24 protein-coding genes are annotated in these 23982 nt (G+C 70.2%); 9 read left to right on the forward strand and 15 right to left on the reverse strand.

Annotation, left to right across the window (positions count from 1 at the left end; translation table 11 throughout):
- The 4 genes from AC3B5L_RS10420 to AC3B5L_RS10435 are packed head-to-tail and all read left to right on the forward strand — an operon-like array spanning position 1 to position 4248.
- Positions 1–1650, forward strand: coding sequence for an ATP-binding cassette domain-containing protein (locus AC3B5L_RS10420; protein ID WP_259954564.1), 1650 nt, complete (start codon positions 1–3; stop codon positions 1648–1650).
- Complete coding sequence (locus AC3B5L_RS10425) at positions 1647–2609, forward strand: S66 peptidase family protein (RefSeq protein ID WP_259954562.1); 963 nt, start codon at positions 1647–1649, stop codon at positions 2607–2609. The genes AC3B5L_RS10420 and AC3B5L_RS10425 overlap by 4 nt, the downstream gene beginning before the upstream one ends.
- A complete protein-coding gene (locus tag AC3B5L_RS10430) occupies positions 2606–3439 on the forward strand; it encodes a serine hydrolase (protein ID WP_259954560.1) in 834 nt (277 codons plus the stop codon). Before AC3B5L_RS10425 ends, AC3B5L_RS10430 begins: the two co-directional genes overlap by 4 nt.
- Positions 3436–4248, forward strand: coding sequence for a serine hydrolase (locus AC3B5L_RS10435; RefSeq protein ID WP_259954558.1), 813 nt, complete (start codon positions 3436–3438; stop codon positions 4246–4248). Before AC3B5L_RS10430 ends, AC3B5L_RS10435 begins: the two co-directional genes overlap by 4 nt.
- A gap of 96 nt (positions 4249–4344) precedes the next feature.
- On the opposite strand, the gene AC3B5L_RS10440 is transcribed toward AC3B5L_RS10435, so the two are convergent.
- Positions 4345–5394: a P1 family peptidase gene (locus AC3B5L_RS10440; protein WP_259954556.1), complete on the reverse strand. Its 1050-nt coding sequence runs from the start codon at positions 5392–5394 to the stop codon at positions 4345–4347.
- A gap of 157 nt (positions 5395–5551) precedes the next feature.
- Here AC3B5L_RS10440 and valS point away from each other — a divergent pair, with 157 nt between their 5' ends.
- Together valS and AC3B5L_RS10450 are read left to right on the forward strand one after the other, a co-directional pair.
- Positions 5552–8146, forward strand: a complete 2595-nt coding sequence (valS, locus tag AC3B5L_RS10445; RefSeq protein ID WP_259954555.1) for a valine--tRNA ligase — start codon at positions 5552–5554, stop codon at positions 8144–8146.
- Positions 8146–8355 (forward strand): hypothetical protein, encoded by a 210-nt coding sequence (locus AC3B5L_RS10450; protein ID WP_025105004.1) that lies wholly within the window; start codon positions 8146–8148, stop codon positions 8353–8355. Before valS ends, AC3B5L_RS10450 begins: the two co-directional genes overlap by 1 nt.
- 85 nt (positions 8356–8440) lie before the next feature.
- Here AC3B5L_RS10450 and AC3B5L_RS10455 read toward each other — a convergent pair whose 3' ends face one another.
- Genes AC3B5L_RS10455 through tdh form a run of 4 tightly spaced genes read right to left on the reverse strand, consistent with a single transcriptional unit; the run spans position 8441 to position 11547 of the window.
- On the reverse strand, positions 8441–8659 hold the full coding sequence (locus AC3B5L_RS10455) for a hypothetical protein (RefSeq protein ID WP_187661727.1): 219 nt from the start codon (positions 8657–8659) through the stop codon (positions 8441–8443).
- A complete protein-coding gene (locus AC3B5L_RS10460; RefSeq protein WP_187661728.1) occupies positions 8656–9270 on the reverse strand; it encodes an ArsR/SmtB family transcription factor in 615 nt (204 codons plus the stop codon). The genes AC3B5L_RS10455 and AC3B5L_RS10460 overlap by 4 nt, the downstream gene beginning before the upstream one ends.
- A gap of 55 nt (positions 9271–9325) precedes the next feature.
- Complete coding sequence (locus tag AC3B5L_RS10465; RefSeq protein ID WP_259954552.1) at positions 9326–10504, reverse strand: glycine C-acetyltransferase; 1179 nt, start codon at positions 10502–10504, stop codon at positions 9326–9328.
- Positions 10504–11547: an L-threonine 3-dehydrogenase gene (tdh, locus tag AC3B5L_RS10470; protein ID WP_187661729.1), complete on the reverse strand. Its 1044-nt coding sequence runs from the start codon at positions 11545–11547 to the stop codon at positions 10504–10506. Before tdh ends, AC3B5L_RS10465 begins: the two co-directional genes overlap by 1 nt.
- Positions 11548–11628: 81 nt before the next feature.
- Here tdh and AC3B5L_RS10475 point away from each other — a divergent pair, with 81 nt between their 5' ends.
- From AC3B5L_RS10475 to AC3B5L_RS10485, 3 genes are read left to right on the forward strand one after another with little or no spacing between them, the layout of a single operon-like run.
- Positions 11629–12561: a LysR family transcriptional regulator gene (locus AC3B5L_RS10475; RefSeq protein ID WP_490095732.1), complete on the forward strand. Its 933-nt coding sequence runs from the start codon at positions 11629–11631 to the stop codon at positions 12559–12561.
- A 9-nt stretch (positions 12562–12570) separates the two neighbouring features.
- Positions 12571–14622, forward strand: coding sequence for a M3 family metallopeptidase (locus AC3B5L_RS10480; RefSeq protein ID WP_490095733.1), 2052 nt, complete (start codon positions 12571–12573; stop codon positions 14620–14622).
- 19 nt (positions 14623–14641) lie between these two features.
- Positions 14642–15139, forward strand: coding sequence for a GyrI-like domain-containing protein (locus AC3B5L_RS10485; protein ID WP_268777375.1), 498 nt, complete (start codon positions 14642–14644; stop codon positions 15137–15139).
- A 15-nt stretch (positions 15140–15154) separates the two neighbouring features.
- Here AC3B5L_RS10485 and AC3B5L_RS10490 read toward each other — a convergent pair whose 3' ends face one another.
- From AC3B5L_RS10490 to AC3B5L_RS10535, 10 genes are all read right to left on the reverse strand, one after another.
- Positions 15155–15691 carry an NUDIX hydrolase gene (locus tag AC3B5L_RS10490; protein WP_268777374.1) on the reverse strand — a complete coding sequence of 179 codons (537 nt, stop codon included), beginning with the start codon at positions 15689–15691 and terminating at the stop codon, positions 15155–15157.
- Between the two features lie 3 nt (positions 15692–15694).
- The gene (clpX, locus tag AC3B5L_RS10495; protein ID WP_187661733.1) at positions 15695–16963 is read right to left on the reverse strand and encodes an ATP-dependent Clp protease ATP-binding subunit ClpX; all 1269 of its coding nucleotides are present in this window, start codon (positions 16961–16963) and stop codon (positions 15695–15697) included.
- A 117-nt stretch (positions 16964–17080) separates the two neighbouring features.
- The gene (locus tag AC3B5L_RS10500; protein WP_490095734.1) at positions 17081–17635 is read right to left on the reverse strand and encodes a hypothetical protein; all 555 of its coding nucleotides are present in this window, start codon (positions 17633–17635) and stop codon (positions 17081–17083) included.
- Between the two features lie 73 nt (positions 17636–17708).
- Positions 17709–18560, reverse strand: a complete 852-nt coding sequence (locus tag AC3B5L_RS10505; RefSeq protein ID WP_259954546.1) for an aldehyde dehydrogenase family protein — start codon at positions 18558–18560, stop codon at positions 17709–17711.
- Positions 18557–19999 (reverse strand): aldehyde dehydrogenase family protein, encoded by a 1443-nt coding sequence (locus AC3B5L_RS10510; protein WP_259954544.1) that lies wholly within the window; start codon positions 19997–19999, stop codon positions 18557–18559. Before AC3B5L_RS10510 ends, AC3B5L_RS10505 begins: the two co-directional genes overlap by 4 nt.
- Before the next feature lie 54 nt (positions 20000–20053).
- A complete protein-coding gene (gene deoC / locus AC3B5L_RS10515) occupies positions 20054–21055 on the reverse strand; it encodes a deoxyribose-phosphate aldolase (protein ID WP_259954543.1) in 1002 nt (333 codons plus the stop codon).
- Entirely contained in the window at positions 21052–21987 is a 936-nt protein-coding gene (locus AC3B5L_RS10520; protein WP_187661738.1) for a sugar-binding transcriptional regulator, read from the reverse strand. The genes deoC and AC3B5L_RS10520 overlap by 4 nt, the downstream gene beginning before the upstream one ends.
- A 153-nt stretch (positions 21988–22140) precedes the next feature.
- On the reverse strand, positions 22141–22782 hold the full coding sequence (locus AC3B5L_RS10525) for an ATP-dependent Clp protease proteolytic subunit (protein WP_025105017.1): 642 nt from the start codon (positions 22780–22782) through the stop codon (positions 22141–22143).
- 17 nt (positions 22783–22799) lie between these two features.
- Positions 22800–23387: an ATP-dependent Clp protease proteolytic subunit gene (locus AC3B5L_RS10530; RefSeq protein WP_025105018.1), complete on the reverse strand. Its 588-nt coding sequence runs from the start codon at positions 23385–23387 to the stop codon at positions 22800–22802.
- An 81-nt stretch (positions 23388–23468) separates the two neighbouring features.
- Positions 23469–23963, reverse strand: coding sequence for a tetratricopeptide repeat protein (locus AC3B5L_RS10535; RefSeq protein WP_259954540.1), 495 nt, complete (start codon positions 23961–23963; stop codon positions 23469–23471).
- Between the last annotated feature and the right edge of the window lie 19 nt (positions 23964–23982).

A 23982-nucleotide genomic window follows, 5' to 3' on the forward strand; every position in this document is an offset into this window, starting at 1 on the left:
ATGCCCGACCTGATCTTCGACGACGTCTCCATCACGTACCGCACCTCCGGGCGGTCCGGTCGGGACGAGGTGGCGGCCGTGCGCAACGTCTCGCTCACCCTCCCGGCAGGGCAGACCCTCGGCATCGCCGGCGAGTCAGGCTCCGGCAAGTCCACGCTCGCCATGAGCGTGCTCCGGCTCCTGCCGCGCAACGCACGTCTCAGCGGCCGTGTGCTGCTGGGCGACGAGGATGTCGCCTCGTTGTCCTTCGGGCAGCTGCGCGCCGTGCGCTGGGCGCAGACGTCCATCGTGTTCCAGGGCGCGATGCACTCGCTCAACCCGGTGCGCACCGTCGGCTGGCAGCTCCTGGAGGCGCTCGAGCTGCACGCCTCGGAGCGTTGGAAGGGCGAGAAGGCACGCAGAGAACGCGTGCGCGAACTGCTCGACATCGTCGACCTGCCGCAGCAGAAGAGCGAGTCGTACCCGCATGAGCTCTCCGGCGGCCAGAAGCAGCGCGTGATGATCGCTATGGCCCTCGCCTGCGATCCCGAGGTCATCATCGCGGACGAGCCGACCACCGCGCTCGACGTGATCGTGCAGAAGCAGATCCTCGACATGATCTCCCGGCTCGTGGCCGAGCGCGGCATCTCGATGCTCATGATCAGCCACGACCTGTCGGTGCTCGCCACGGCCTGCGACCGGATCGCCATCATGCGCGACGGGGAGCTGGTCGAGGTCGGCGAGAGCTACGCCGTCTGCACCACCCCGCAGGAGGCGTACACGCGTCAGCTCGCCGACGCCTTCCCCACGATCGGCGACCCGGCCTCGCGGATGGCCCCGGTGACCCGGCACGGTCGTGGCGCGGACGAGGTGCCGGAGATCACGCACGGCGACGAGGTGCTGCTGGAGGCCCGCGGCGTCAACGTCACCTACCGCTCCGGCGGACGCCCGGTGCACGCGGTCCGCGATGTCGACCTCTCCGTGCGTAAAGGCGAGATCGTCGCGCTCGTCGGGCAGTCGGGCTCGGGCAAGTCGACCCTCGCCCGCGCGCTGATGGGCTTGCAGCCTGCCGACCCGGGGTCGCAGATCCGCTTCGACGGCGCACCCCTTCCGTCGAAAGGACGCGACCTCGCGCGATTCCGCTCGCAGGTGCAGCTCGTGCTGCAGGACCCGTGGGCCGCGCTGAACCCGAAGCACAGCGTGTACGAGTCCGTCGCCGAGGGGCTGCGTGTGCAGCGCTTCGCCGGCGACGAGCGCGAGCGGGTGGCGCAGAGCCTCGCCGACGCGGAACTCACCCCGCCGGAGCGCTACTTCGGCGCCATCCCGCAGGAGCTCAGCGGCGGGCAGAGGCAGCGCGTCGTCATCGCGGGGGCCCTCGCCGTGCAGCCGCAGATGCTCATCGCGGACGAGCCCGTCGCCTCGCTCGACGCGTCCGTGCGCGGGGAGATCCTCGGACTCCTGCTGGAGCTGCGCCGCCGCCTCGGGCTCTCCGCCCTCGTCATCACACACGACCTCGGTCTCGCCTGGAACATCGCCCACACCGTCGCGGTGATGTACCACGGGCAGATCGTCGAGCACGGCCCCACCGAAGAGGTGCTGCTGAACCCGCAGCACGAGTACACCAGGCACCTGCTGTCCGCGGCGCCGCGCATCGAGGAGAAGACGGCATGAGCGTCACGACGGAGGCGGCGGTGTCGCCCTATCTCGACACAGCGCCCCTGCAGCCCGGCGACACCGTGGCGATCGTCTCGCCCTCCGGTCCTGGTAACGAGGAGAACACCCAGCGCGCCGTCGGCTACTACGAGTCCTGGGGCCTGAAGGTCCGGGTGGGAGAGCATGTCCTCACGCCGCACCCGCGCGCGTCGTACCTTGCGGGGCCGGACGAGCTCCGCCGCGCCGACCTCGTCGACGCCTGGCTCGATCCCGAGGTGGACGCCGTCGTCACGGCCCGAGGCGGCTACGGGGCCCTGCGCCTCCTCGACGGCATCGACTGGGCCGACATGCGCCGAGGCGCGCTGCGCAAGGACGGACGACCGAAGCTCCTCACGGGCTCGTCCGATGTGACCGCCCTGCACGAGACGTGGCGCGCGCATCTCGACGTCGCGACGCTCTTCTGCCCGATGGCGGGCAACAACGTCTTCCGCGATTCCGAGCAGGTGCGCGACGACGTGCAGCGCTGGCTCTTCGAACCCTGGCGGGGGCGGGAGCTCATCGGCCCGAAGACCGAGATCATGACGCCGGGTCGCGCCGAGGGGCGCTTCACGGGCGGCAACCTCAGTCTGCTCGCCGCCGGACTCGGCGCCCCGGAGGCGGACGTCCCCGCCCCCGGCATCCTTTTCCTGGAGGACATCACCGAGGAGCCGTACCGCCTCGACGGCTTCGTGACGCAGCTGCGTCGGGCAGGCCGTCTGGCGCAGGCGACGGGCATCGTGCTCGGCTCCTGGCATGAGTGCGGCGACCTCGACCTGGTCCACGCGCTCATGCGGGACGAGTTCCAGGACGCCGGCGTCCCCGTGCTGTGGGAGCAGGGCTTCGGCCACGACCCGCACGCCCTCACCATCCCGCTCGGTGTGGATGGGGTGCTGGACGCGACCGGCGACGAGCCGCGCCTCACGGTGGGACGGCCATGATCGCGCTTCCTCCCCTCGACCCCCGTGTCATCTGGTCGATCCGGCTCGTCGACGCCGGCACCGCGGAGACCCTGGCCGAGCACGAGCCGCACACGCAGTGCGAGACCGCGAGCATCGGCAAGATCTTCCTGCTCCTCGAGGTCGCGCGCCGGCTGGAGGCGGGCACGCTCGCCGAGGACGACCGGATCGAGATCCCGGACGAGCACCGCGTCGAGGACTCCGGACTGCTGTACCGCATGCACGATCAGCGCATCACGGTGCACGACGCGGCGCTCCTCGTCGGTGCGGTGAGCGACAACCTCGCCACGAACGCGCTGATCCATCTCTGCGGCCTGGAGGAGGTGCGGGCCGTCGCTCCGACCCTCGGGTACCGCGACACCGCGCTGCACGACTACATCCGCAACGAGCGCACGCCCGACCTGCCCTGGACGCCGTCGTTCGGCACCGCGGCCGAGCTGTCCGACGTGATGCGCCGTCTCGGTGCCGGCGAGGCGTTCTCGCCCGCGGTGAGCGCCCGGGTGCTGGACTGGCTCGCCGCCGACACCGACACGTCGATGACCGCCGACGCCTTCCTCCTCGACCCCCTCGCCCACGTCGAGGCCGAGTATCAGGGCATGGTGCTGCGCCACAAGACCGGCAGCGTGGGCTTCGCCCGCGTCGACGTCGGGCTGCTGCGGGGCCCGAGGGCCGCCGTCGCGTATGCAGTGGCGGCGAACTGGAAGGACTCCCCGGCGGACCTCCGCGCCCCGGTGCTCGACGGGATGCGGGCCGTCGGCGAGCTCATCCGTGCGCACGTGACCGGGCGTGCACGGGACGAGGAGGACGCATGAGCGCTATCGACGTGGAGCTCCCCGACGAGAACGGCACCGTGTGGTCGGTGCTCGTCCAGGACATCGACTCGGGCGAGGTGCTGCTGCGCCATGACCCGGAGACGGTGCAGGACACCGCGAGCGTGGGCAAGATCTTCCTCCTGCACCGGCTCCTCACCGAGGTCGACGCGGGCACGCGCACCCTCGAGGACCGGGTCACCCGGCGGCCGGTCGAGGCCATCGAGGACTCCGGTCTCTGGTACCTGCTCCAGGCATCCGAGCTGTCGCTGTACGACGTGGCCGCTCTCATCGGAGCGGTGAGCGACAACGCCGCGACCAACACGCTGGGTCGCGTCATCGGCATCCCGACCGTGCAGGAGCACACCCGCGCGCTCGGCTACACCGCCTCCGCCCTCGACGACATCGTGCGGTGGCCGATCCCGCCCGGCGCACCCCGCACGCTGTCGCACGCGAACGCCGCGGAACTCGTGCGCTTCATGTCGCGGCTCGCCGACGGCACCGACCTCTCCCCCGCCTCGGCCGACACGCTGCGCCGCTGGCTGGGCGCGGGCATGGACCTGTCGATGGTCGCCTCGGCGTTCGACCTCGACCCGCTCGCGCACTGGGGCTTCGACCGCGGCGTCTGGCTGCTGAACAAGACCGGCACGATCTCCCGCGTCCGCGCCGACACCGGGATCGCGATGTCCCCCACCCGCCGGATCGCCTACGCCGTGCTGGCCAACTGGGACAGAGGAGCCGACGGACGCGGTCCGGTGCTGGCCGCGATGCGTCGCATCGGCGAGGGCATCCAGGCCGCGCTCGCCGACTGACCTCGGTTCACAACTCAGGACCTCCGGCGGCGGTCGGTACGACGCGCCGCTCCCGCGGCGCCGCCGACCCGGTTTCTCCTGAGTTGTGAACGCGGGTCAGACGGCCCCGGCACGAGCCAGACGCTCCCGCACCCGGTCGATCGGCACCGCGTGCGCCGTCCGCCCCTCGGGGCCCACGGTGGTCTCCGCGGCGAGCACCGAGTTGATCAGCGCCTCCTCGACAGCGTCCATCGTCGCGGCGAAGAGCGGCGAGAGGTCGTCATCCGCCGCAGGACCGCCCGACGCCGGGTCGTGCACGGAAAAGGCGATCGCGTAGTCGCCGCTTCCCTGTGCGTAGTCGGCGCCCACGCCCCGCATCGCGAACACGGCGCGGTGGGCCACCCGGCCGAGCTGACGGCCGTCGACGGGCGCATCCGTCGCGACGACGATCATGCACGAGTTGCCGACGGGCTGTGCCGGCTCCTCGGCGAGCAGCTCCTCCGCGGGCAGCGGCACCCCCGCGATCCGCAACGTGCCGCTGAAATTCGTCTGCACGAGAGCCCCGACCGTGGACGCGCTCCCCGCGACATCGACCAGACGGGACGCCGTGCCGATGCCGCCCTTGTACCCGAGGGCGACGGTTCCGGCACCGGCACCGACGCACCCCTCCGCGACCGGACCCGCTGCCGCCGCGGCCAGTGCCGCCGTCACCTGCTCCTCGCCCACGGCGCGCTGGCGGATGTCGGAGAGGAACCCGTCGTTCGTCTCGCCCACCACCGGGTTCAGGGTGGTCGTCCGTGCGTGCGCCGGCGTCGCCAGCAGATGCCCGAGCAGCGCATCCGCGACACGGAACACGGACAGCGTCGAGGTCAGCAGGATCGGCGTCTCCAGAGCCCCGAGCTCGCGGAGCTGCGTGGCACCCACGAGCTTGCCGTAGCCGTTGCCGACCGAGAGGTTCGCGGGAAGGCTGCGGCGCTCGGCGGTGAGGGCGTCGGGGACGATGGCCGTCACTCCCGTGTGCAGACCGTCGCCGTGCAGCGTGGCGTGCCCCACCCGCACGCCGGGGACGTCCGTGATGGCGTTCTGCGGGCCGCGCGCGAAGGCGCCGGACGGGACACCGAGGTCGGCGAGACGGGGACGTGAGGACGAGGACGACGGCGGTGTCATGCTCCGATCCTCCCAGCGTCGGAGGGGCCGGCCGCAGTGCCGCGCCGGACGCTCCCCCGGGTCGAGCGCCCGTCCCGTGCGCTCGGTAGACTGGGCGGCACCACCCACACTCAGGCACGCTCACACAGTGCCGCATACATCGCTCGAGGAGACCTCCATGTCCGCCATTCCCGACAAGCCCGCACTCGAAGGTCTCGAAGCGAAGTGGGACGCCGCCTGGGCGGAGCAGGGCACATACCTGTTCGACCGTCTGCGCGCCGCCGAGCTCGGTCGTGAGGGCGTCTACTCGATCGACACTCCGCCGCCCACCGCCTCCGGGAGCCTCCACATCGGTCACGTGTTCTCCTACACGCACACCGACGTCAAGGCCCGGTACGAGCGCATGCGCGGCAAGACCGTGTTCTACCCGATGGGCTGGGACGACAACGGTCTGCCCACCGAGCGCCGCGTGCAGAACTACTACGGCGTGCGCTGCGACCCCTCGCTCCCCTACGACGCCGACTTCACCCCGCCGTTCGAGGGCGGCGACAACAAGTCGAGCCGGGCGGCCGACCAGCAGCCGATCAGCCGTCGCAACTTCATCGAGCTGTGCGAGCGCCTCACGATCGAGGACGAGAAGCAGTTCGAGGCGCTGTTCCGTCAGCTCGGACTGAGCGTGGACTGGACGCAGACGTACCGCACCATCTCCGACGACACGATCCGGCAGAGCCAGCTCGCCTTCCTCCGCAACATCGAGCGCGGCGAGGCGTACCAGGCTCTCGCGCCGACGCTGTGGGACATCGACTTCCGTTCCGCGATCGCGCAGGCCGAGCTCGAGGACCGCGACCAGCAGGCCGCGTACCACACGATCGAGTTCCCCTTCGCGGACGGCTCCGGCTCCATCGCGATCGACACCACCCGCCCGGAGCTCCTCCCCGCGTGCATCGCGATCGTGACCCACCCCGAGGGACCGCACAAGCACCTCATCGGCACGAAGGTCCGTACGCCCTACTTCGGCGCCGAGATCGAGGTCCACGGCCACCACCTCGCCCAGCCCGACAAGGGCACCGGCGCCGCCATGGTCTGCACCTTCGGCGACGTGACCGACATCATCTGGTGGCGCGAGCTGCGCACCACTGCCGGCGAGTCCCTGCCGAACATGACGACGATCGGTCTCGACGGCCGCTTCCTCCCCGAGGCCCCGTCGATCGTGGCCGACGCCGACGCCCGCGCCTGGTACGCGGAGAACGTGGCCGGCAAGACCGTCTTCAGCGCCCGCAAGGCGATCGTCGAGAAGCTGCAGGAGACCGGCGACATGACCGCCGTCGGCAAGCCCTTCCAGCACGCCGTGAAGTTCTTCGAGAAGGGTGACCGCCCGCTCGAGATCGTCTCGACCCGGCAGTGGTACATCCGCAACGGCGCCCGCGACGGCGAGCTGCGCGAGCAGCTCCTCGCGCACGGCACCGAGCTGGCGTGGCACCCCGACTTCATGCGGGTCCGCTACGAGAACTGGGTCGGCGGCCTCACCGGCGACTGGCTCGTGTCCCGGCAGCGGTTCTTCGGTGTGCCGATCCCGCTCTGGTACGCGCTGGACGAGAACGGCGAGCGCGACTACGACCGCGTGCTCACCCCGGACGCGGCCGCGCTGCCCATCGACCCGACCACGGACGTCCCCGCGGGCTACACCGAGGCCCAGCGCGGCGTGCCGGGCGGGTTCGACGCCGAGGCCGACATCCTCGACACCTGGGCGACATCCTCCCTGACCCCGCAGCTCGCGGGCGGCTGGCAGCGCGACGAGGAGCTGTGGCAGCTCACCGCGCCGTTCGACCTGCGCCCGCAGGGACAGGACATCATCCGCACCTGGCTCTTCTCGACCATGCTGCGCTCCACGCTCGAAGACGGCCGCGCCCCGTGGAAGAACGCCGCCATCTCCGGCTTCATCGTCGACCCCGACCGCAAGAAGATGTCGAAGTCGAAGGGCAACGTGGTCACCCCTGCCGACGTGCTCGACGCCCACGGCTCGGACGCGGTGCGGTACTGGGCGGCTTCCAGCCGCCTCGGCATGGACGCGGCCTTCGACCCGCAGAACCCGACTCAGGTGAAGATCGGTCGGCGTCTGGCGATCAAAGTGCTCAACGCCGCGAAGTTCGTGCTGTCGTTCCCGGTGCCCGCGGGCGCTCAGGTGACACACGCGCTCGACGCCTCGATGCTCACGGCGCTCGACGCGGTGGTGGCCGAGGCGACCGCGGCCTTCGACCGGTATGACGCGGCCAGGGCGCTCGAGCTGACCGAGGCGTTCTTCTGGACGTTCTGCGACGACTACCTGGAGCTCGTGAAGGAGCGCGCCTACAACCAGAACGACGTGGGCCAGGCCTCGGCCGCCCTTGCGCTGCGTCTGGCGCTGTCCACGCTGCTCCGCCTGCTCGCACCGGTGCTCTCCTTCGCCACGGAGGAGGCCTGGTCGTGGTTCGAGGAGGGCTCCGTGCACACCGCAGCGTGGCCCGAGAAGCTCGGCATCGAGGGCGACCCGGCCGTGCTGGCCGCCGCCAGCGAGGCGCTCATCGGCATCCGGCGCGCGAAGACCGAGGCGAAGGCGTCGCAGAAGACCCCGGTCTCCCGTGCCGCCATCGCCGCACCCGCCGCGAAGGTCGAGGCCTTGCGCGCCGCGGCGGACGACCTCCGCGCTGTCGGCCGCATCGCCGAGCTCGAGATCTCCGAGGCGGAGGAGTTCGCGGTCACCGCGATCGAGCTCGCCCCGGTCGAGGCTTCCTGATGCAGCTCGGCACGCGCTGGGCCACGGGGGCGCAGCCCCCCGCGTCCGTCCCCGAGGCGCTGCGCCCCGCGATCGCCGAGGTCGAGTCCCAGGGCCTCACCGGTCACTGGACCCTCACCTGGCTGGAAGGCCGCGCGATCGCGGAGCTCGACGCCGGCTGGGAGGTCCTCCAGACCCCCTCCGGCGAGGTCATCGCCCGCCCCTTCTGATCGCCGAGACCCCGCTTCATCGTCGAGACCCCCTCCTCTCCGCGCGGATAGGAGGGGGTCTCGACGCGTATCCGGGGTCTCGGCGTCAGCGGCGCGGGGCTCCGAGCTGCGCGAGGAGATGGTCGACGGCGTGCGGGTCATGCCGGCGGGCCTGCTGTTCGCGGAGGAGGTCGAGGGCGAGGACCCGCCGCTGTGCGCGACGCTCGATCCGGTGCTCGATCATTGCGGTGACCCGGTCGGCGAGGTGCAGCAGGCCGCGCTCCGTCCGCGTGGGACTGACGAGGTGCAGGGTGGCGGCGGTCACGATGCGTCCGTCGTCTCGGCCGTGGCGGCGCCTCCAGGCGTGGGGAGGTCGAAGATCTCGGCACGGAGGGAGACACGGCGCACGTCCGGGCCCTCCTGACCGCGGTACTGCGCGATCGCCTTCTCCACGACGGCCTCCAGTTCCGCCCGCAGCGACATCGCCTGCTCCGCGGTCATGTCGAGGTGCGTGGTGATGGTCAGACCCACGTCACGCCACCCCTCGGGGATGTCGGCATCCGAGCGGTTGAGGTACTGCATCAGCGTTTCGTGCCGGAGCCGGAAGAACTCCGATGTCACGATCTGGGCCGCGGCACGGTTGGCCGGCGACATCTGCTCGTCCGGTCCCGGCACGTCGATGCGGCCCTTCGGGCGCTCCCACCACCGCTCCCGCGCCGTGCCACGACCTTCCACTTCGCGGATGAGATCGTGGGCGGCGAGGGCGCGGAGGTGGTAGCTGGTGGATCCCGAGGTCTCCCCGACGAGGGCCGCGAGAGAGCTGGCCGTCTGAGGACCACGAGAGGCGAGCAGATCGAAGATCTTGACCCGCAGCGGATGCGCCAGCGCCTTGAGCGCTCCCGCATCCAGCGTCCGTACCTGCGTCTCGTTCGTCATGCATGCAAAGGTACGCTTGCAAACAACTCTTTGCAAGCTTTTCTTTGCAACGCGGTCAGCTCACCGCATCCCGCGCCGCGACGAAGGCCGTTACACAGCGCTCGACCTGCTCGGCGGAGTGCGCGGCGGAGAGCTGCACCCGGATGCGCGCCTTCCCCCGCGGCACCACCGGGAAGCTGAACGCCGTCACGTAGACGCCCTGGTCCTGCATCGCCGCGGCGATCCGGGCTGTGAGCGCGGCATCACCGAACATGACCGGCACGATCGGGTGCCCTCCGGGAAGCAGATCGAAGCCTTCCTCCGCCATCCGGGTGCGGAACAGGGCTGCGTTGTCCCGCAGCCGCGCCCGCAGGTCCGCCGATCCCTCGACGAGGTCGAGTGCGGTCAGGGCACCGGCCACGATGGCCGGAGCGAGGGTGTTCGAGAACAGGTACGGACGGGAACGCTGACGCAGCAGCGCGACGATCTCCGCGTGGGAGGCGACGTACCCCCCGGAGGCGCCGCCCAACGCCTTGCCGAAGGTGCCGGTGTAGATGTCGACACGATCTGCGACGCCGCACAGCTCCGGCGTCCCCCGCCCGTTCTCCCCGACGAAGCCGACCGCGTGCGAGTCGTCCACGAAGACGAGGGCGTCGTACCGCTCGGCGAGGTCGCAGATCTCAGCGAGCGGGGCGATGTAGCCGTCCATCGAGAAGACGCCGTCGGTCACGATCACGCGGAACCGGGCATCGGCGGCCGCCCGCAACTGCTCCTCCAGATCCGCCATGTCGCGGTTGCGGTACCGGAGTCGGCGCGCCTTCGAGAGGCGGATGCCGTCGATGATGGACGCGTGGTTCAACTCGTCCGAGATGATCGCGTCCTCCGCGGAGAACAGCGTCTCGAAGACACCGCCGTTGGCGTCGAAGCAGGACGAGTAGAGGATCGCGTCGTCGGTGCCGAGGAAGTCCGCCAGCCGACGCTCGAGTTCGAGGTGCTGCTCCTGCGTGCCACAGATGAAGCGCACGCTCGCGAGCCCGTACCCCCACTCGTCCAGGGCCGTCCGGGCCGCAGCGAGGATGCGGGGGTCGTCGGCGAGCCCGAGGTAGTTGTTCGCGCAGAAGTTGAGCACCTCGGCGCCGTCGGCCGTAATCTCCGCCCGCTGCGGACCGCGGATGCCGCGCTCATGCTTAGTGAGCCCGGCCTCCTCGATCCCCGCCAGCTCCCGCGCCACATGGTCCTTGAAGGTCGCGTACATCACAGCTCCGTCCAGTCGAGGATGATCTTGCCCGTGCCGGCGGACTCCGCCGCCGCGAATCCGCGCTCCCAGTCGCGCGCCGGCACGACCTCGGCGATCACGCGACCGATGGCCGCCCGCAGTGTCGCACTCGTCTGCAGCATCGCCCCCATGGCGTTCCAGGTCTCGAACATCTCGCGACCATAGATGCCGGTGATGGTGAGCATATGCGTGACGAGCTTGCCCCAGTCGATGTCGAACCCCGTCGACGGCAGCCCGAGCATCGCGATCCGTCCGCCGTGGTTCATGTTGTCGATCATCGCCGGGAGCGCCGATGCCGCACCGCTCATCTCGAAGCCGATGTCGAAACCCTCGCGCATGCCGAGCGCCCGCTGCGCGTCGCGGATCTCCTGGCGGGAGACGTCGACGACGTCGTCTGCTCCCATCCCTCGCGCCATCTCCAGGCGCGGGCCGCTCACGTCGGTCCCCACGATGAAGCGGGCACCGGCATGCCGGGCGACGGCGATCGCCATCAGGCCGATCGGGCCGCAGCCGGTGACGAGGACGTCTTCGCCGACCAGAGGGAAGCGGAGGGCGGTGTGCACGGCGTTGCCGAGCGGGTCGAAGATCGCGCCGAGCTCCGGAGCGACCTCGGCGTGGTGGACCCACACGTTGGTCGCCGGCAGCGAGAGGTACTCGGCGAAGGCACCGTCGCGCTGCAGACCGAGCCCGATGGTGCGGATGCACATCTGCCGCCGTCCGGCACGACAGTTCCGGCAGGTGCCGCAGACGATGTGTCCTTCGCCGGAGACCCGGTCGCCGACGGCGATGTCATGGACGAGCGATCCGACCTCGACGACCTCGCCGTAGAACTCATGTCCCGGGATGAGGGGCGCGGAGATCGCGGAGGCCGCCCAGTCGTCCCATCGCCGGATGTGCAGATCGGTCCCGCAGATGCCGGTGCGGAGGACGCGGATGACGACCTCGCCGGGGCCGGCCGTGGGATCGGGTCGCTCCACGAGCGCGAGGCCGGCGCCGGGTTCCTCCTTGAACAGAGCCTTCATGCTCCGATCTCATCGCATACGTCGCTGTAGAACAATCGGCAGATTCTGCATCGTCTCTATAGCCAGGTCTAAACTATCGACGTGGAACTCCATCAGCTCCAGATCCTCCGCGAACTCGGAGCCCTGGGCAGCGTGACGGCTGTCGCCGACACGCTCCGGGTCACCCCGTCCGCCGTCTCGCAGCAGCTCGCCGCGCTGCAGCGCTCCTTCCCCGCCCCGCTCACCCGTCGCCAGGGCCGCACGCTCGTGCTGACCTCTGCCGGCGAGGTCCTCGCGGCGGCCGGCGGGGAGGCCATCGATGCCATGGCCGCAGTGCGGCACGCGCTGGACGACTTCGAGGGCGCGGCGACCGGAGAGGTGAGCATCAGCGGGTTCCACAGCGTCGGTCAGGCGCTCTTCGGCCCGCTCGTGCGGGAGCTCTCCGGGAAGGAGCACGCGCCGACGGTACGCCTGACGGACGAAGATGTCGCGCAGAGCGAGTTCCCTGGGCTCACCGCGCGGTACGACCTCGTCCTCGCGCATCGGATGGAGCACTCCGCGCCGTGGCCGACCGCAGGCATCCGCGCTGTCGGTCTCGTCCGCGAGCCCCTGGACGTCGCGGTCGCCGCCGCACATCCTCTCGCCGGTCGCCGCACCCTCTCACCGGACGAGGTCGCCGACGAGCACTGGGTGACGAGCCGCGTGGGGTACTCCCCCGACGACGTGCTCCGTGCCGTCGCCGCCGTCGCCCGCCGCCCGGTCGAGGTCCGCCACCGCATCAACGACTACGGCGCGGTGTCGGCGGTTGTCGCGGCCGGCGGCGTCCTGGGAATGCTCCCCCGGTTCACCTCGCGCAGCGTCGACGATCGCGACATCGTACGCATCCCCCTGCGCGGCGTGAGCACGCACCGCATGATCGACGTCCTCGCGCGCCCGGAGAACCTGCGCCGCCGCTCGGTCCGTGTCGTCGTCGACGCCCTGCGAGAGGTGATGACCCGTCTGAGCACGGAACGTTCCGGGGATGGCGGTGGCTAGGCTCGGAGGATGAGCGACGCCACGAATCCGCTGCTGCAGCCGTCGATCCTTCCCTTCGGGCTCCCGGACTATCAGGCCATCCGCCCGGAGCACTACCTTCCCGCCTTCCGAGCCGGTTTCGCGGAGCAGCTCGCGGAGGTCGCGAACATCACCCGCGTGCGGTCGATGCCGACGTTCGAGAACACGCTCGAGGCGCTGGAGCGGTCGGGCGAGCTCCTCGACCGGGTGGCGCACGCGTTCTACACGGTGAGCTCCGCCGATGCCACACCGGGGATCCAGGCGATCGATGAGGAGCTCGCTCCGCTCATGGCCGCCCATGAGGATGCGATCACGCTGGATGCGGCCCTCTACGCCCGCGTGGCCCACGTGTACGAGCAGCGCGAGGCGCTCGACCTCGATCCTGAGCAGCGGTATCTCGTGGAGCGCTACCACCGCGAGATGACGCATGCCGGCGCTGGGCTCGACGACGACGCGAAGGCGCAGCTCACGGGTCTGAACCAGAAGCTGTCCGTGCTCACGAACACGTTCGAGCGGAACCTGCTGAGCGATACGAACGACCTCGCCGTGGTCTTCGACTCCGCCGCCGAGCTGGAGGGCCTGAGTGCGGGCGAGCTCTCGTCCGCGGCGCGCGCCGCGGCCGACCGTGGGCTCGACGGCCGCTACCTCCTCACCCTGCCGCTGTTCACCGGCCATCCGGCCCTCGCCCGGCTCGCGGTGCGGGAATCCCGTCGCCGGATCATGGCGGCGTCGCGCGCGCGGGGCTCGCGCGACAACGGCAACGACAACCGCCCGGTGCTGCGCGAGATCGTGCGCCTCCGCGCCGAGCGCGCGCGCCTCCTCGGATATCCGTCGCATGCCGCGTACATCACCGCCGACGAGACGGCGGGCTCCCCCGAGGCCGTCGAGCGGATGCTGCGCCGGCTGGCTGCGCCGTCCGCCCGGAACGCCCGCGCCGAACGGGACGCGCTCCAGGCGATCGTCGACGAGACCGAGCCGGAGCCCTTCCCCGTGGAGGCCCACGACTGGGCGTTCTACACCGAGCGCGTGCGCACTGCCCGCTACGACATCGACACCGCCGCCCTGCGCCCCTGGTTCGACGCGGAGCGCGTGCTGCAGGACGGCGTGTTCTTCGCGGCGACCCGCCTGTACGGGGTGACGTTCCACGAACGGCACGACCTCGCGGCCTATCACCCGCAGGCCCGCGTGTTCGAGGTGCGCAACGCCGACGACTCTCCCCTGGGCCTCTACGTGCTCGATCTCTACACCCGCGACTCCAAGCGCGGCGGGGCATGGATGAACGCGATCGTCAGCCGGTCCCGGCTGCGCGGCAGCGCCCCGGTCGTGGTGAACAACCTCAACGTCCCGCAGCCCGGGGACCGCGAGCCCACGCTGCTGACGCTCGACGAGGTGACGACGCTGTTCCACGAGTTCGGGCACGCCCTGCACGGCCTGTTCGCCACGGTCACCTACCCGCACTTCGCCGGGACCAACGTGTTCCGCGACTTCGTCGAGTTCCCCAGTCAGGTGAACGAGATGTGGATCCTCTGGCCGGAGGTTCTGGACCACTATGCCCGGCACCACGAGACCGGCGAGCCGCTGGATCCCGCCATCGTGCAGCGGCTGCGGGCGACTGCGACGTTCGATCAAGGGCACGCGACCAGCGAGTACCTCGCCGCAGCGTGGCTGGATCAGGCGTGGCACCGGCTCTCCACCGAGGACGCGGTGGAGGATGTCGCCGCGTTCGAGGCCGCAGCGCTGGCCGACATCGGGCTGGATGACCCCGCCGTGCCGACCCGGTATTCCTCCACGTACTTCGCGCACGTCTTCTCCGGCGGTTACAGCGCGGGGTATTACTCGTACATCTGGAGCGAGGTGCTCGACGCCGACACCGTCGAGTGGTTCCGAGAGAACGGCGGGCTCACCAGGGCCAATGGGGACCGTTTCCGCGACCGGCTGCTCGGGGTCGGCGGCTCGAAGGACCCGCTGGCCGCCTACCGCGACTTCCGCGGGCGGGACGCCGACATCGAGCCGCTCCTGAAACGCCGTGGACTGGATTCCTGAGTCGTGAGACCCTGAGCGCATGGACGCATTCCCCGACGCTCCCTTCGGCCCGGCGGACAGCCTGGAGCTGGACGCCGTTCCCCTCGCCGTCATCCAGCACAAGGGTATCCGCCTCGCCGACCTCCGTGACGCTTTCGACACCGGCTACGGGGCGATCGCCGCGGCCTTCGCCGCCGGCAGGCTGATCCCCACCGGCCCGGCGCTCGCGATCTATCACGGCGACCCGATGGGCGTGTTCGATCTGGAGCTCGGCTTCCCGGTGCAGGCCGCACCGTCCGACCCGATCGCCACCGGCGACGGAACCGCCATCGTGGCGTCGGCCCTGCCGACCGGGCAGGCCGTCGCGACCACCGTCTTCGGCTCCTACGACGGTCTCAGCACCGGATGGGCCGGGCTGGTCGCACGCGCGGCGGAGGCCGGGCTGCACCCACGCGGCCTCTGGATCGAGGTGTACGTCTCGGACCCCGGCATCGATCCGGACGAGCTCCGCACGGACCTGCTCATGCCGATGGCGTGAGCAGGCATTCAGGTCCTATCGCCGGAGTCGGTCCATCGCCTTGTACCAGGTGAGCTGGTGGTAGCTCTGGGTGAGTTGCTCCCCCACCAGGTCCAGCGGCAGGGACCGCACGACGACGGCCTCGTGCTCATCCAGGGACTGCTCAGTGACGCGTATGCAGCCGAGAGCGAGGAAGTGATGGACCTTGTTCGTGTGCGTTCCGAAGTTCGCCCAGGTCGCGCCGAGGGCCACCAACTCGTCGGCGACGCACCCAGTCTCCTCCCGGAGTTCGCGCGTAGCCGCGTCTTCCGGACGCTCGCCGGGCTCCGCTCCCCCTCCGACCGTGCCCAGCGCGAGGACTCCCGCTCCGTGGCGGTACTCCTCGACCACGATCGCTGCGCCATCGCGATCGACGGCGAGGACGGAGACCCAGTCACCGTACTCGAGGACGTAGTACGGCGCTATACGGCGGGCGTGCTCGTCGAGACACTCATCCGCGTGCACCCTGATCCACCGATCGGCGACGAGCGTCGTCCGCGCGACAGTCGTCCACGGAACGGGGTCGGCACCCATGGCTCAGGCGCTCTTGCGCTTGCGCTCCATCACGATGGTGGGCGGGGCCCCCTCGTCGACGGCGGCACGGGTGATGATCACCTTCGCGACGTCCTCCGCAGACGGGATCTCGAACATCACCGGACCGAGCACGTCCTCCAGGATGGCACGGAGACCACGGGCACCCGTCTTGCGCTCGACCGCCAGATCCGCGATCGACCGCAGCGCGTCCTCCTCGAACTCCAGCTGGACGCCGTCGAGCTCGAACATGCGCTGATACTGCTTCACGAGCGCGTTGCGCGGCCCCGTGAGGATGTCGATGAGCGCGGCCTGGTCGAGCGGCGACACGTTGGTGACGACGGGCAGGCGCCCGATGAACTCTGGGATGAGCCCGAACTTGTGGAGGTCTTCCGGGAGCACCTCGCTGAAGAGGTCGAGGTCCTTGCCCTTGTCGTGCAGCGGAGCGCCGAAGCCGACGCCGTGCTTGCCGACGCGCGCGGAGACGATGTCCTCCAGCCCGGCGAAGGCACCGGCCACGATGAAGAGCACGTTCGAGGTGTCGATCTGCAGGAACTCCTGGTGCGGGTGCTTGCGACCGCCCTGCGGCGGCACCGAGGCGACCGTGCCCTCGATGATCTTCAGCAGCGCCTGCTGCACACCCTCGCCCGACACATCGCGGGTGATCGACGGATTCTCGGCCTTGCGGGCGATCTTGTCGACCTCGTCGATGTAGATGATGCCCTGCTCGGCGCGCTTCACGTCATAGTCCGCGGCCTGGATGAGCTTGAGGAGGATGTTCTCGACGTCTTCGCCGACGTAGCCGGCCTCCGTCAGCGCGGTCGCGTCGGCGACGGCGAACGGCACGTTGAGGCGCTTGGCGAGCGTCTGCGCCAGATAGGTCTTACCGCAACCCGTCGGGCCGATGAGCAGGATGTTGCTCTTCGCGATCTCGATCTCTTCGGCCTTCTGCTCGGCCGGCTGCAGCGTGCCGTGGGCGCGGACGCGCTTGTAGTGGTTGTAGACGGCGACGGAGAGGGCGCGCTTCGCGGGCTCCTGTCCGACGACGTACTCCTCGAGGAACGTGAAGATCTCGCGAGGCTTCGGAAGCTCGAACTCGGCCACGCCCTCGGCGGACGACTCCGCCATGCGCTCTTCGATGATCTCGTTGCAGAGCTCGACGCACTCGTCGCAGATGTACACGCCGGGTCCGGCGATGAGCTGCTGCACCTGCTTCTGGCTCTTTCCGCAGAACGAGCACTTGAACAGGTCAGCGCTTTCACCGATGCGGGCCATGCGCGTCCTCCTCGGGGGGATCAGGATCGTTCTTCGAGCCTAACCGCTGCATACGACACCGGGCCGCATTGGCGACGAGTCGTTCGGCGGGTCCGGCGGATGACGGTGTCTCCGCCGTCATTCCGCGGGGAGGCAGCCGCCGTCCATGATGTATCCCCCGACTTCGATGTGCACCTCGTCCGGACGCACCTCCCCGAAGACGCAGCCGCCCTCGGGACCGTCGGCACCGAACGCCACCGCGCGCGCATCTCCCCGGGCGACGTGATGGACGAGGCCGACCTCGCGCAAGGCGTTCTCGACGGAGGTCACAGCGATCGTGCTCTCCGTGCGCAGTGCTTCGAGACGCACGCGGAGGTCCGCCACCGGCTGCTCGGCGGCCGCCCGCGCCTCGACCGACGTCTCCATTCGCTCACGATGCCGGTCGTTCTGTTCCATCGCGTGTTCCGGGTCGTACGGCGCACACTCCGGCGGAAGCTCGGCGCCGTCCACCTGCGGACAGGCGACGGTCGGGGTCACGGTCGGCGTCGGCTCTCCGGCGGTGACGTCGGCCGGCGCCGCTGCGCAGCCGTCGAGAAGCAGGATCGCCGCCAGCACGAGCGTCACTCGCCCGGGGCGGGCGCGGACGCTGGAGGTCGCCATCATGCCGCCATGAAACCACAGCACCGGCGTCACGCGCACGCTGCTCGAACGACGAGGGCCCCGCCGCGCGGTACGCGACAGGGCCCTCAGCCATCCTGACGTGTCGTCAGACCATGCTCTTCGTGTGCCAGACCGTCTTGACCTCGGTGAAGGCGGCGATCCGCTCCGGCGACGCGACCACGTCACCGGGGGCGAGCACGCGCTTCAGCGTGTCCGCTGCGGCGATCTGCATGTCGACCCACTCCAGCGCACCGGCGCCGGCGAGGTCGAGGGCGTTCACATCCTGGTGCGAGGCGAGCCAGGGGGCGATCTCGGCCGGCGAACCGGTGAGCACGTTCACCACGCCGCCGGGGACGTCGCTGGTCGCGAGCACCTCGGCGAGACTGATCGCGGAGAGCGGGTACTGCTCGCTCGCGACCACGACGACGGTGTTCCCGGCGACGAGGGCCGGGGCGACGACAGAGACCAGGCCGAGCAGCGCTGAGTCCTGCGGCGCCACGATCGCGACCACACCGGTGGGCTCTGGCACCGAGATGTTGAAGTACGGACCGGAGACGGGGTTCGCGTTGCCCGCCACCTGGGCGTACTTGTCGCACCACCCGGCGTACCAGACCCAGAGATCGATCGCCTCGTCGACCTGCGCCGTGGCCGCCGAGGACGAGATGCCCTCCTGCGCCACGATCTCGTCGACGAACTGTGCGCGACGTCCCTCGAGCACCTCGGCGACGCGGTAGAGCACCTGGCCGCGGTTGTAGGCCGTCGCCCCCGACCAGCCCTTGACGGCGGCGCGCGCGGCGACGACCGCATCGCGGGCGTCCTTGCGGGAGGCCTTGGCGGCGTTGGCGAGGAAGGCGCCCTTGCGGGAGACGACCTCGTACGTGCGTCCGGACTCGCTGCGGGGGAAGGCCCCGCCGATGGCGAGCTTGTAGGTCTTCGGAACGGTCAGTCGCTTGCTCATGCTGCGGCTCCCTTGAGGTAGGCGGTGAGCCCCTGACGACCGCCCTCGCGGCCGAATCCGGACTCCTTGTAGCCGCCGAACGGGCTCGACGGGTCGAAACGGTTGAACGTGTTCGCCCACACGACGCCCGCACGCAGCCGATCCGCGACTGCGAGGATGCGCGAGCCCTTGTCGGACCAGATGCCGGCGGAGAGACCGTACGGGGTGTTGTTGGCCTTCGCGATCGCCTCGGCGGGTGTCCGGAAGGTGAGGACCGACAGCACCGGGCCGAACACCTCGTCGCGGGCGATGCGGTGCGAGGCCTCGACCCCGGTGAAGATCGTCGGGGCGAACCAGAAGCCCTGCTCCGGGATCGCGCAGTCGGCGGTCCAGCGCTCGGCACCCTCGGCCTCGCCGATGTCGCTCAGCTCGCGGATGCGGGCGAGCTGCGCCGCGGAGTTGATCGCGCCGATGTCCGTGTTCTTGTCGAGCGGGTCGCCGAGACGCAGCGTCGACAGCCGGTTCTTCAGCCGGTCGACGACCTCGTCGTGGATCGACTCCTGCACGAGCAGACGACTCCCGGCGCAGCACACGTGGCCCTGGTTGAAGAAGATGCCGTTGACGATGCCCTCGACCGCCTGGTCGATCGGCGCGTCGTCGAAGACGATGTTCGCGGCCTTGCCGCCCAGCTCCAGGGTCAGCTTCTTGTTCGTCCCCGCGACGGCCCGGGCGATGTCGCGACCGACACCCGTCGAGCCGGTGAACGCGACCTTGTCGACGTCGGGGTGACGGACGAGGGCGGCCCCGGTCGAGCCGGCCCCCGTGACGATGTTCACGACACCGGCGGGGAGATCGGCCTGCTGCAGGATCTCGGCGAAGATCAGTGCCGTCAGCGGCGTGGTCTCGGCCGGCTTGAGCACGACCGTGTTCCCGGCCGCCAGCGCGGGCGCCAGCTTCCACGCGAGCATCAGCAGCGGGAAGTTCCAGGGGATGACCTGCCCGGCGACGCCCAGGGCGCGCGGGTTCGCGCCGAGACCGGCGTAGTCGAGCTTGTCGGCCCACCCCGCGTAGTAGAAGAACCAGGACGCCACGAGCGGCACGTCCACATCGCGGCTCTCCTTGATGGGCTTGCCGTTGTCGAGGCTCTCGGCGACGGCCAGCTCACGGGCACGCTCCTGCACGAGGCGGGCGATGCGGAACAGGTACTTGCCCCTGTCGCGGCCGCTCATCCGCGACCAGACCTTGTCATAGGCGCGACGGGCCGCGGCGACGGCGCGGTCGATGTCCGCGTCGTCGGCGGAGGCGATCTCGGCGATCTCCTTCTCCGTCGCCGGGGAGATGGTGCGGAAGGGGGTGCCGGAGCCGTCGACGAACTCGCCGTCGATGAACAGCCCGTAGCTGTCCTTGAGGCTCAGCACCGCCGTGGACTCCGGAGCCGGAGCGTATTCCAGGAAGTTCATTTTCAATCCCTTGGGTTGCTGCCCTTCGACCGGCTCAGGGACCGGCCGAAGATGTCAGTCGATCGTGACGTAGTCGGGGCCGGAGTAGTGGCCGGTGGCGAGCTTCTGACGCTGGAGGAGCACGTCGTTGAGCAGGCTCGAGGCGCCGAAGCGGAACAGGTGCGGCTGGAGCCACTCCTCCCCCACGGTCTCGGCGACGGTCACCAGGTACTTGACCGCGTCCTTGGACGAGCGGATGCCGCCGGCGGGCTTCACGCCGATGCGCTCCCCCGTCCCGCGGTACCAGTCGCGCACCGTCTCCAGCATGAGCAGCGTGGTCGGCAGCGTCGCCGCGGGCTGCACCTTGCCGGTCGACGTCTTGATGAAGTCGCCGCCGGCGAGGATGCCGAGCCAGGAGGCGCGCTTGATGTTGTCGTACGTGTTCAGCTCGCCGGTCTCGAGGATCACCTTGAGCGAGGCGTACGAGCCGTCCTCCCGGCGGCACGCCTCCTTGACCTGGGCGATCTGGTCGAACACCAGCCCGTAGCGGCCGGCCAGGAACGCGCCCCGGTCGATGACCATGTCGATCTCGTCCGCACCGGCCGCGACCGCCTCCGCGGTGTCGGCGAGCTTGATCGCGAGGGAGGACCGGCCGCTCGGGAAGGCGGTGGCCACGGCGGCGACCGAGATGAGCCCGTCGTCGGGGTCGCCGTGCAGGCTGCCGAGGGCCTCGACCGCGCCGGCGACCATGTCGCCGTAGACGCAGACCGCGGCGACGCGGGGCGTCGAGGGGTCGGCGGCGTCGGGGTTCTTCGCCTTGGCGACGAGGGACCGTACCTTGCCGGGGGTGTCCGCGCCCTCCAGGGTGGTCAGGTCGATCAGCTTGATGATCGTGTCCAGCGCCCACGCCTTCGACGTCGTCTTGATGGAGCGGGTGCCGAGGCCGGCAGCGCGCTGCTCCAGCCCGACGGCGTCCACGCCGGGGAGGCCGTGCAGGAAGCGACGGAGGGTCGCGTCGTCCGGCTCACCGCCGAGGACGTCCACCGCCGTCCTGCGGCTGAGTTCTGTCGTCGTCACTGTTCCTCCAACAATGCTCGTGCTGTGGTCTCATCGGTCACCAGGACCCCGCACAGGCCGCTGGTCACGACGGTGCGCGCGATGTCGTGCTTGGCGGGGCCCGCCGTCACGAAGATGGCCCGCGCGGCGCCGCGCAGGCGGTCGAGCGAGACGCCGACCGTACGGGCGTCCAGCTGCGGGTCGACGATGTTGCCCTCGGCGTCGACGTAGCGCCCGAGGACGTCGCCGACGGCGCCGCGGCGCGCGAGCTCCTCCACATCGTCGGCGGTGAGATAGCCGTTCTCGACGTGGGCGGAGGTCGCATCGCAGGGGCCGGCGGTGAACAGGAACGCCTGGGCGTCCGCGGCCTCCTCCAGCACGGCCGCGACGGTGCGGTCCCCTTCGATCGCCTGCTTCGTCTCGACGTGCTCCAGGATCGCGGGGCTCGGCAGCAGGGAGACCTGGCCGGAGGCGCGCTGGGCGATGGTCACCGCGAGTCCCGCGGCCCCGCCCGAGCGCCGGTTCAGGCTGACGCCGCCGTTGAGCTGCACGACCGTGACACCGTTCGCCCAGCCGTCGGGCAGGGCCTCGGCCACGGCGCGGAGCGTCTTGCCCCAGCTCACCCCGAGGGTGCGCGGAACAGGGCGGAGGGCGGTCAGGAAGTCGGCGGCCGCCTGAGCGACGCGCTCCAGAGTGCCCTCGTCGCCTTCGGGTGAGGGGACGACCACGGCATCGGTGAGGCCGAAGCGCTCCACGAGCTCGCGCTCGAGGCCGAGCCGACGGGCGCGCGGGTGGACGATCTCGATGCGGACGATGCCGCGCTGCCGCGCCTGCGTGAGGAGGCGCCCGACCTTCCACCGGGAGATCTTCAGGAGACCACCGATCTCGTCCTGCGTCTTGTCCTCGTCGTAGTACAGCTCGGCGACCCGGACCATGAGCAGATCTTCTTCCACGGTGTCCTCCTTCCTCCTCCAGGGTAGGCCGGATTCAGCGTTCGCGCACCCATCTGCTCATATGCGCATCTGCGCCATCCTCCCGCGCGCATCCGCCGGAGACGCGAAGAGGACGCCCGTCGATCGACGGGCGTCCTCTTCTGCGGGTGCGGACTACGCGCGCTTGCGCGAGGTGAGCACCTGGTCGACGATGCCGTACTCCAGCGCCTCGTTGGCCGAGAGGATCTTGTCGCGATCGATGTCGCGGTTGACCTGCTCGACCGGCTTGCCGGTGTGACGGGCCATGGTCTCCTCCAGCCAGGTGCGCATGCGGAGGATCTCCGCCGCCTGGATCTCGATGTCCGAGGCCTGACCGTGCCCGGCCTCTCCCATCGCCGGCTGGTGCATCAGCACGCGGGCGTTCGGCAGCGCGAGACGCTTGCCGGGGGCACCCGCCGCGAGCAGCACGGAGGCGGCCGAGGCCGCCTGGCCGAGCACGACGGTCTGGATCTGCGGCGCGACGTACTGCATCGTGTCGTAGATCGCCGTCATCGCGGTGAAGGAGCCACCGGGCGAGTTGATGTACATGGTGATGTCGCGCTCGGAGTCCTGGCTCTCCAGGACGAGGAGCTGCGCCATGACATCGTCGGCCGACGCGTCGTCGACCTGCACGCCGAGGAAGATCACGCGGTCTTCGAACAGCTTGTTGTACGGGTCCTGGCGCTTGAAGCCGTAGGCGGTGCGCTCTTCGAACTGCGGCAGCACATAACGGCTGGAGGGCAGGTTTCCGGCGGACTGGAACGTGGGTGTGTACATGGTGTCCTCTCGAATCCTTACTCGACGCCCGTGCCGCCGCCGCCGGTGACGTCGCTGGCGTGCTCGCGGATGTGGTCGACGAAGCCGTACTCGAGGGCCTCCTCCGCCGTGAACCAGCGGTCGCGGTCGCCGTCGGCGTTGATCTGCTCGACCGGCTTGCCGGTCTGCGACGCGGTGATCTCGGCGAGGCGCTTCTTCATCGACAGGATGAGCTGCGCCTGGGTCTGGATGTCGCTCGCGGTGCCGCCGAAGCCGCCGTGCGGCTGGTGCAACAGCACGCGGGCGTTCGGCGTGATGTAGCGCTTGCCCTTGGTGCCGCTCGTCAGCAGCAGCTGGCCCATGGACGCGGCCATGCCGATGCCGACCGTGACGATGTCGTTCGGCACGAACTGCATCGTGTCGTAGATCGCCATGCCCGCGGTGATCGAGCCGCCGGGCGAGTTGATGTAGAGGTAGATGTCCTTCTCGGAGTCTTCGGCGGCGAGAAGGAGGATCTTCGCGCAGATCTCGTTGGCGTTGTCGTCTCGCACCTCCGAGCCGAGCCAGATGATGCGGTCCTTCAGCAACCTGTCGAAGACGCTTGTCGCGACGAGGGGTTCAGCCATGTCAGCTCCTGCTTCCGTGTTTCAGTGATTCGAATCTACCGGCGCGCGCACAGCCCCTAGGTCGTGTTCGCCGTCGGCATATCAGGTGTCGCTGCCGGCGATCTCCTGCGCATACGCCGTCATGGATCGGTGGTAGCGCGGCAGGTGCGGGACGAGCGCGAGGATGGCCACCGACAGGCCCTGCGCGGGCCGGCCGGCACTGGCGAGGATGAGGGCGTGCACCACCGCGACCGCGTCGCGATACGGTCCGTCCGCCGCGATCTCCTCCTCGGCGCGGATGACGCGCAGCGCCTCGTCGTAGTCGCCGAGGTTGCGCAGCGAGCTCGCGAGCTGGATCACGCACTGCGGGCGATGCTCCTCATCGAGGCCGAGCGCCAGGGCGCGACGGTAGAGCTCCACCGCCTCCGCCGGGCGTCCGGCGGAATCGCGGGCACCGGCGCGCTCGAACTCGGCCCGGGCGTCGTCCGCACCCCGTTCCGCGGCGAGGGCGTCGATGCGCGCGATCGTCTCGTCGCCGACCTCTTCTCCCGAAGCGTCCGCCCACACCTGATCGATGCGGTCGTCCCAGCTCGCCATCCCGTCGTCCTTCCCTCGA

The organism is Microbacterium sp. C-MGS6 (assembly GCF_058140415.1).

What these genes read in the sequence shown, in the direction of transcription:
- AC3B5L_RS10490 (WP_268777374.1), bottom strand. Translation starts at nt 15,691, where the DNA reads ATGGGTGCCGACCCCGTTCCGTGGACGACTGTCGCGCGGACGACGCTC.
- AC3B5L_RS10525 (WP_025105017.1), bottom strand. Translation starts at nt 22,782, where the DNA reads ATGTACACACCCACGTTCCAGTCCGCCGGAAACCTGCCCTCCAGCCGT.
- AC3B5L_RS10425 (WP_259954562.1), top strand. Translation starts at nt 1,647, where the DNA reads ATGAGCGTCACGACGGAGGCGGCGGTGTCGCCCTATCTCGACACAGCG.
- AC3B5L_RS10450 (WP_025105004.1), top strand. Translation starts at nt 8,146, where the DNA reads ATGCAGCTCGGCACGCGCTGGGCCACGGGGGCGCAGCCCCCCGCGTCC.
- clpX (WP_187661733.1), bottom strand. Translation starts at nt 16,963, where the DNA reads ATGGCCCGCATCGGTGAAAGCGCTGACCTGTTCAAGTGCTCGTTCTGC.
- AC3B5L_RS10505 (WP_259954546.1), bottom strand. Translation starts at nt 18,560, where the DNA reads ATGAGCAAGCGACTGACCGTTCCGAAGACCTACAAGCTCGCCATCGGC.
- valS (WP_259954555.1), top strand. Translation starts at nt 5,552, where the DNA reads ATGTCCGCCATTCCCGACAAGCCCGCACTCGAAGGTCTCGAAGCGAAG.
- AC3B5L_RS10430 (WP_259954560.1), top strand. Translation starts at nt 2,606, where the DNA reads ATGATCGCGCTTCCTCCCCTCGACCCCCGTGTCATCTGGTCGATCCGG.
- AC3B5L_RS10535 (WP_259954540.1), bottom strand. Translation starts at nt 23,963, where the DNA reads ATGGCGAGCTGGGACGACCGCATCGATCAGGTGTGGGCGGACGCTTCG.
- AC3B5L_RS10530 (WP_025105018.1), bottom strand. Translation starts at nt 23,387, where the DNA reads ATGGCTGAACCCCTCGTCGCGACAAGCGTCTTCGACAGGTTGCTGAAG.
- AC3B5L_RS10460 (WP_187661728.1), bottom strand. Translation starts at nt 9,270, where the DNA reads ATGACGAACGAGACGCAGGTACGGACGCTGGATGCGGGAGCGCTCAAG.
- AC3B5L_RS10435 (WP_259954558.1), top strand. Translation starts at nt 3,436, where the DNA reads ATGAGCGCTATCGACGTGGAGCTCCCCGACGAGAACGGCACCGTGTGG.
- AC3B5L_RS10510 (WP_259954544.1), bottom strand. Translation starts at nt 19,999, where the DNA reads ATGAACTTCCTGGAATACGCTCCGGCTCCGGAGTCCACGGCGGTGCTG.
- AC3B5L_RS10440 (WP_259954556.1), bottom strand. Translation starts at nt 5,394, where the DNA reads ATGACACCGCCGTCGTCCTCGTCCTCACGTCCCCGTCTCGCCGACCTC.
- AC3B5L_RS10480 (WP_490095733.1), top strand. Translation starts at nt 12,571, where the DNA reads ATGAGCGACGCCACGAATCCGCTGCTGCAGCCGTCGATCCTTCCCTTC.
- AC3B5L_RS10465 (WP_259954552.1), bottom strand. Translation starts at nt 10,504, where the DNA reads ATGTACGCGACCTTCAAGGACCATGTGGCGCGGGAGCTGGCGGGGATC.
- tdh (WP_187661729.1), bottom strand. Translation starts at nt 11,547, where the DNA reads ATGAAGGCTCTGTTCAAGGAGGAACCCGGCGCCGGCCTCGCGCTCGTG.
- AC3B5L_RS10485 (WP_268777375.1), top strand. Translation starts at nt 14,642, where the DNA reads ATGGACGCATTCCCCGACGCTCCCTTCGGCCCGGCGGACAGCCTGGAG.
- AC3B5L_RS10420 (WP_259954564.1), top strand. Translation starts at nt 1, where the DNA reads ATGCCCGACCTGATCTTCGACGACGTCTCCATCACGTACCGCACCTCC.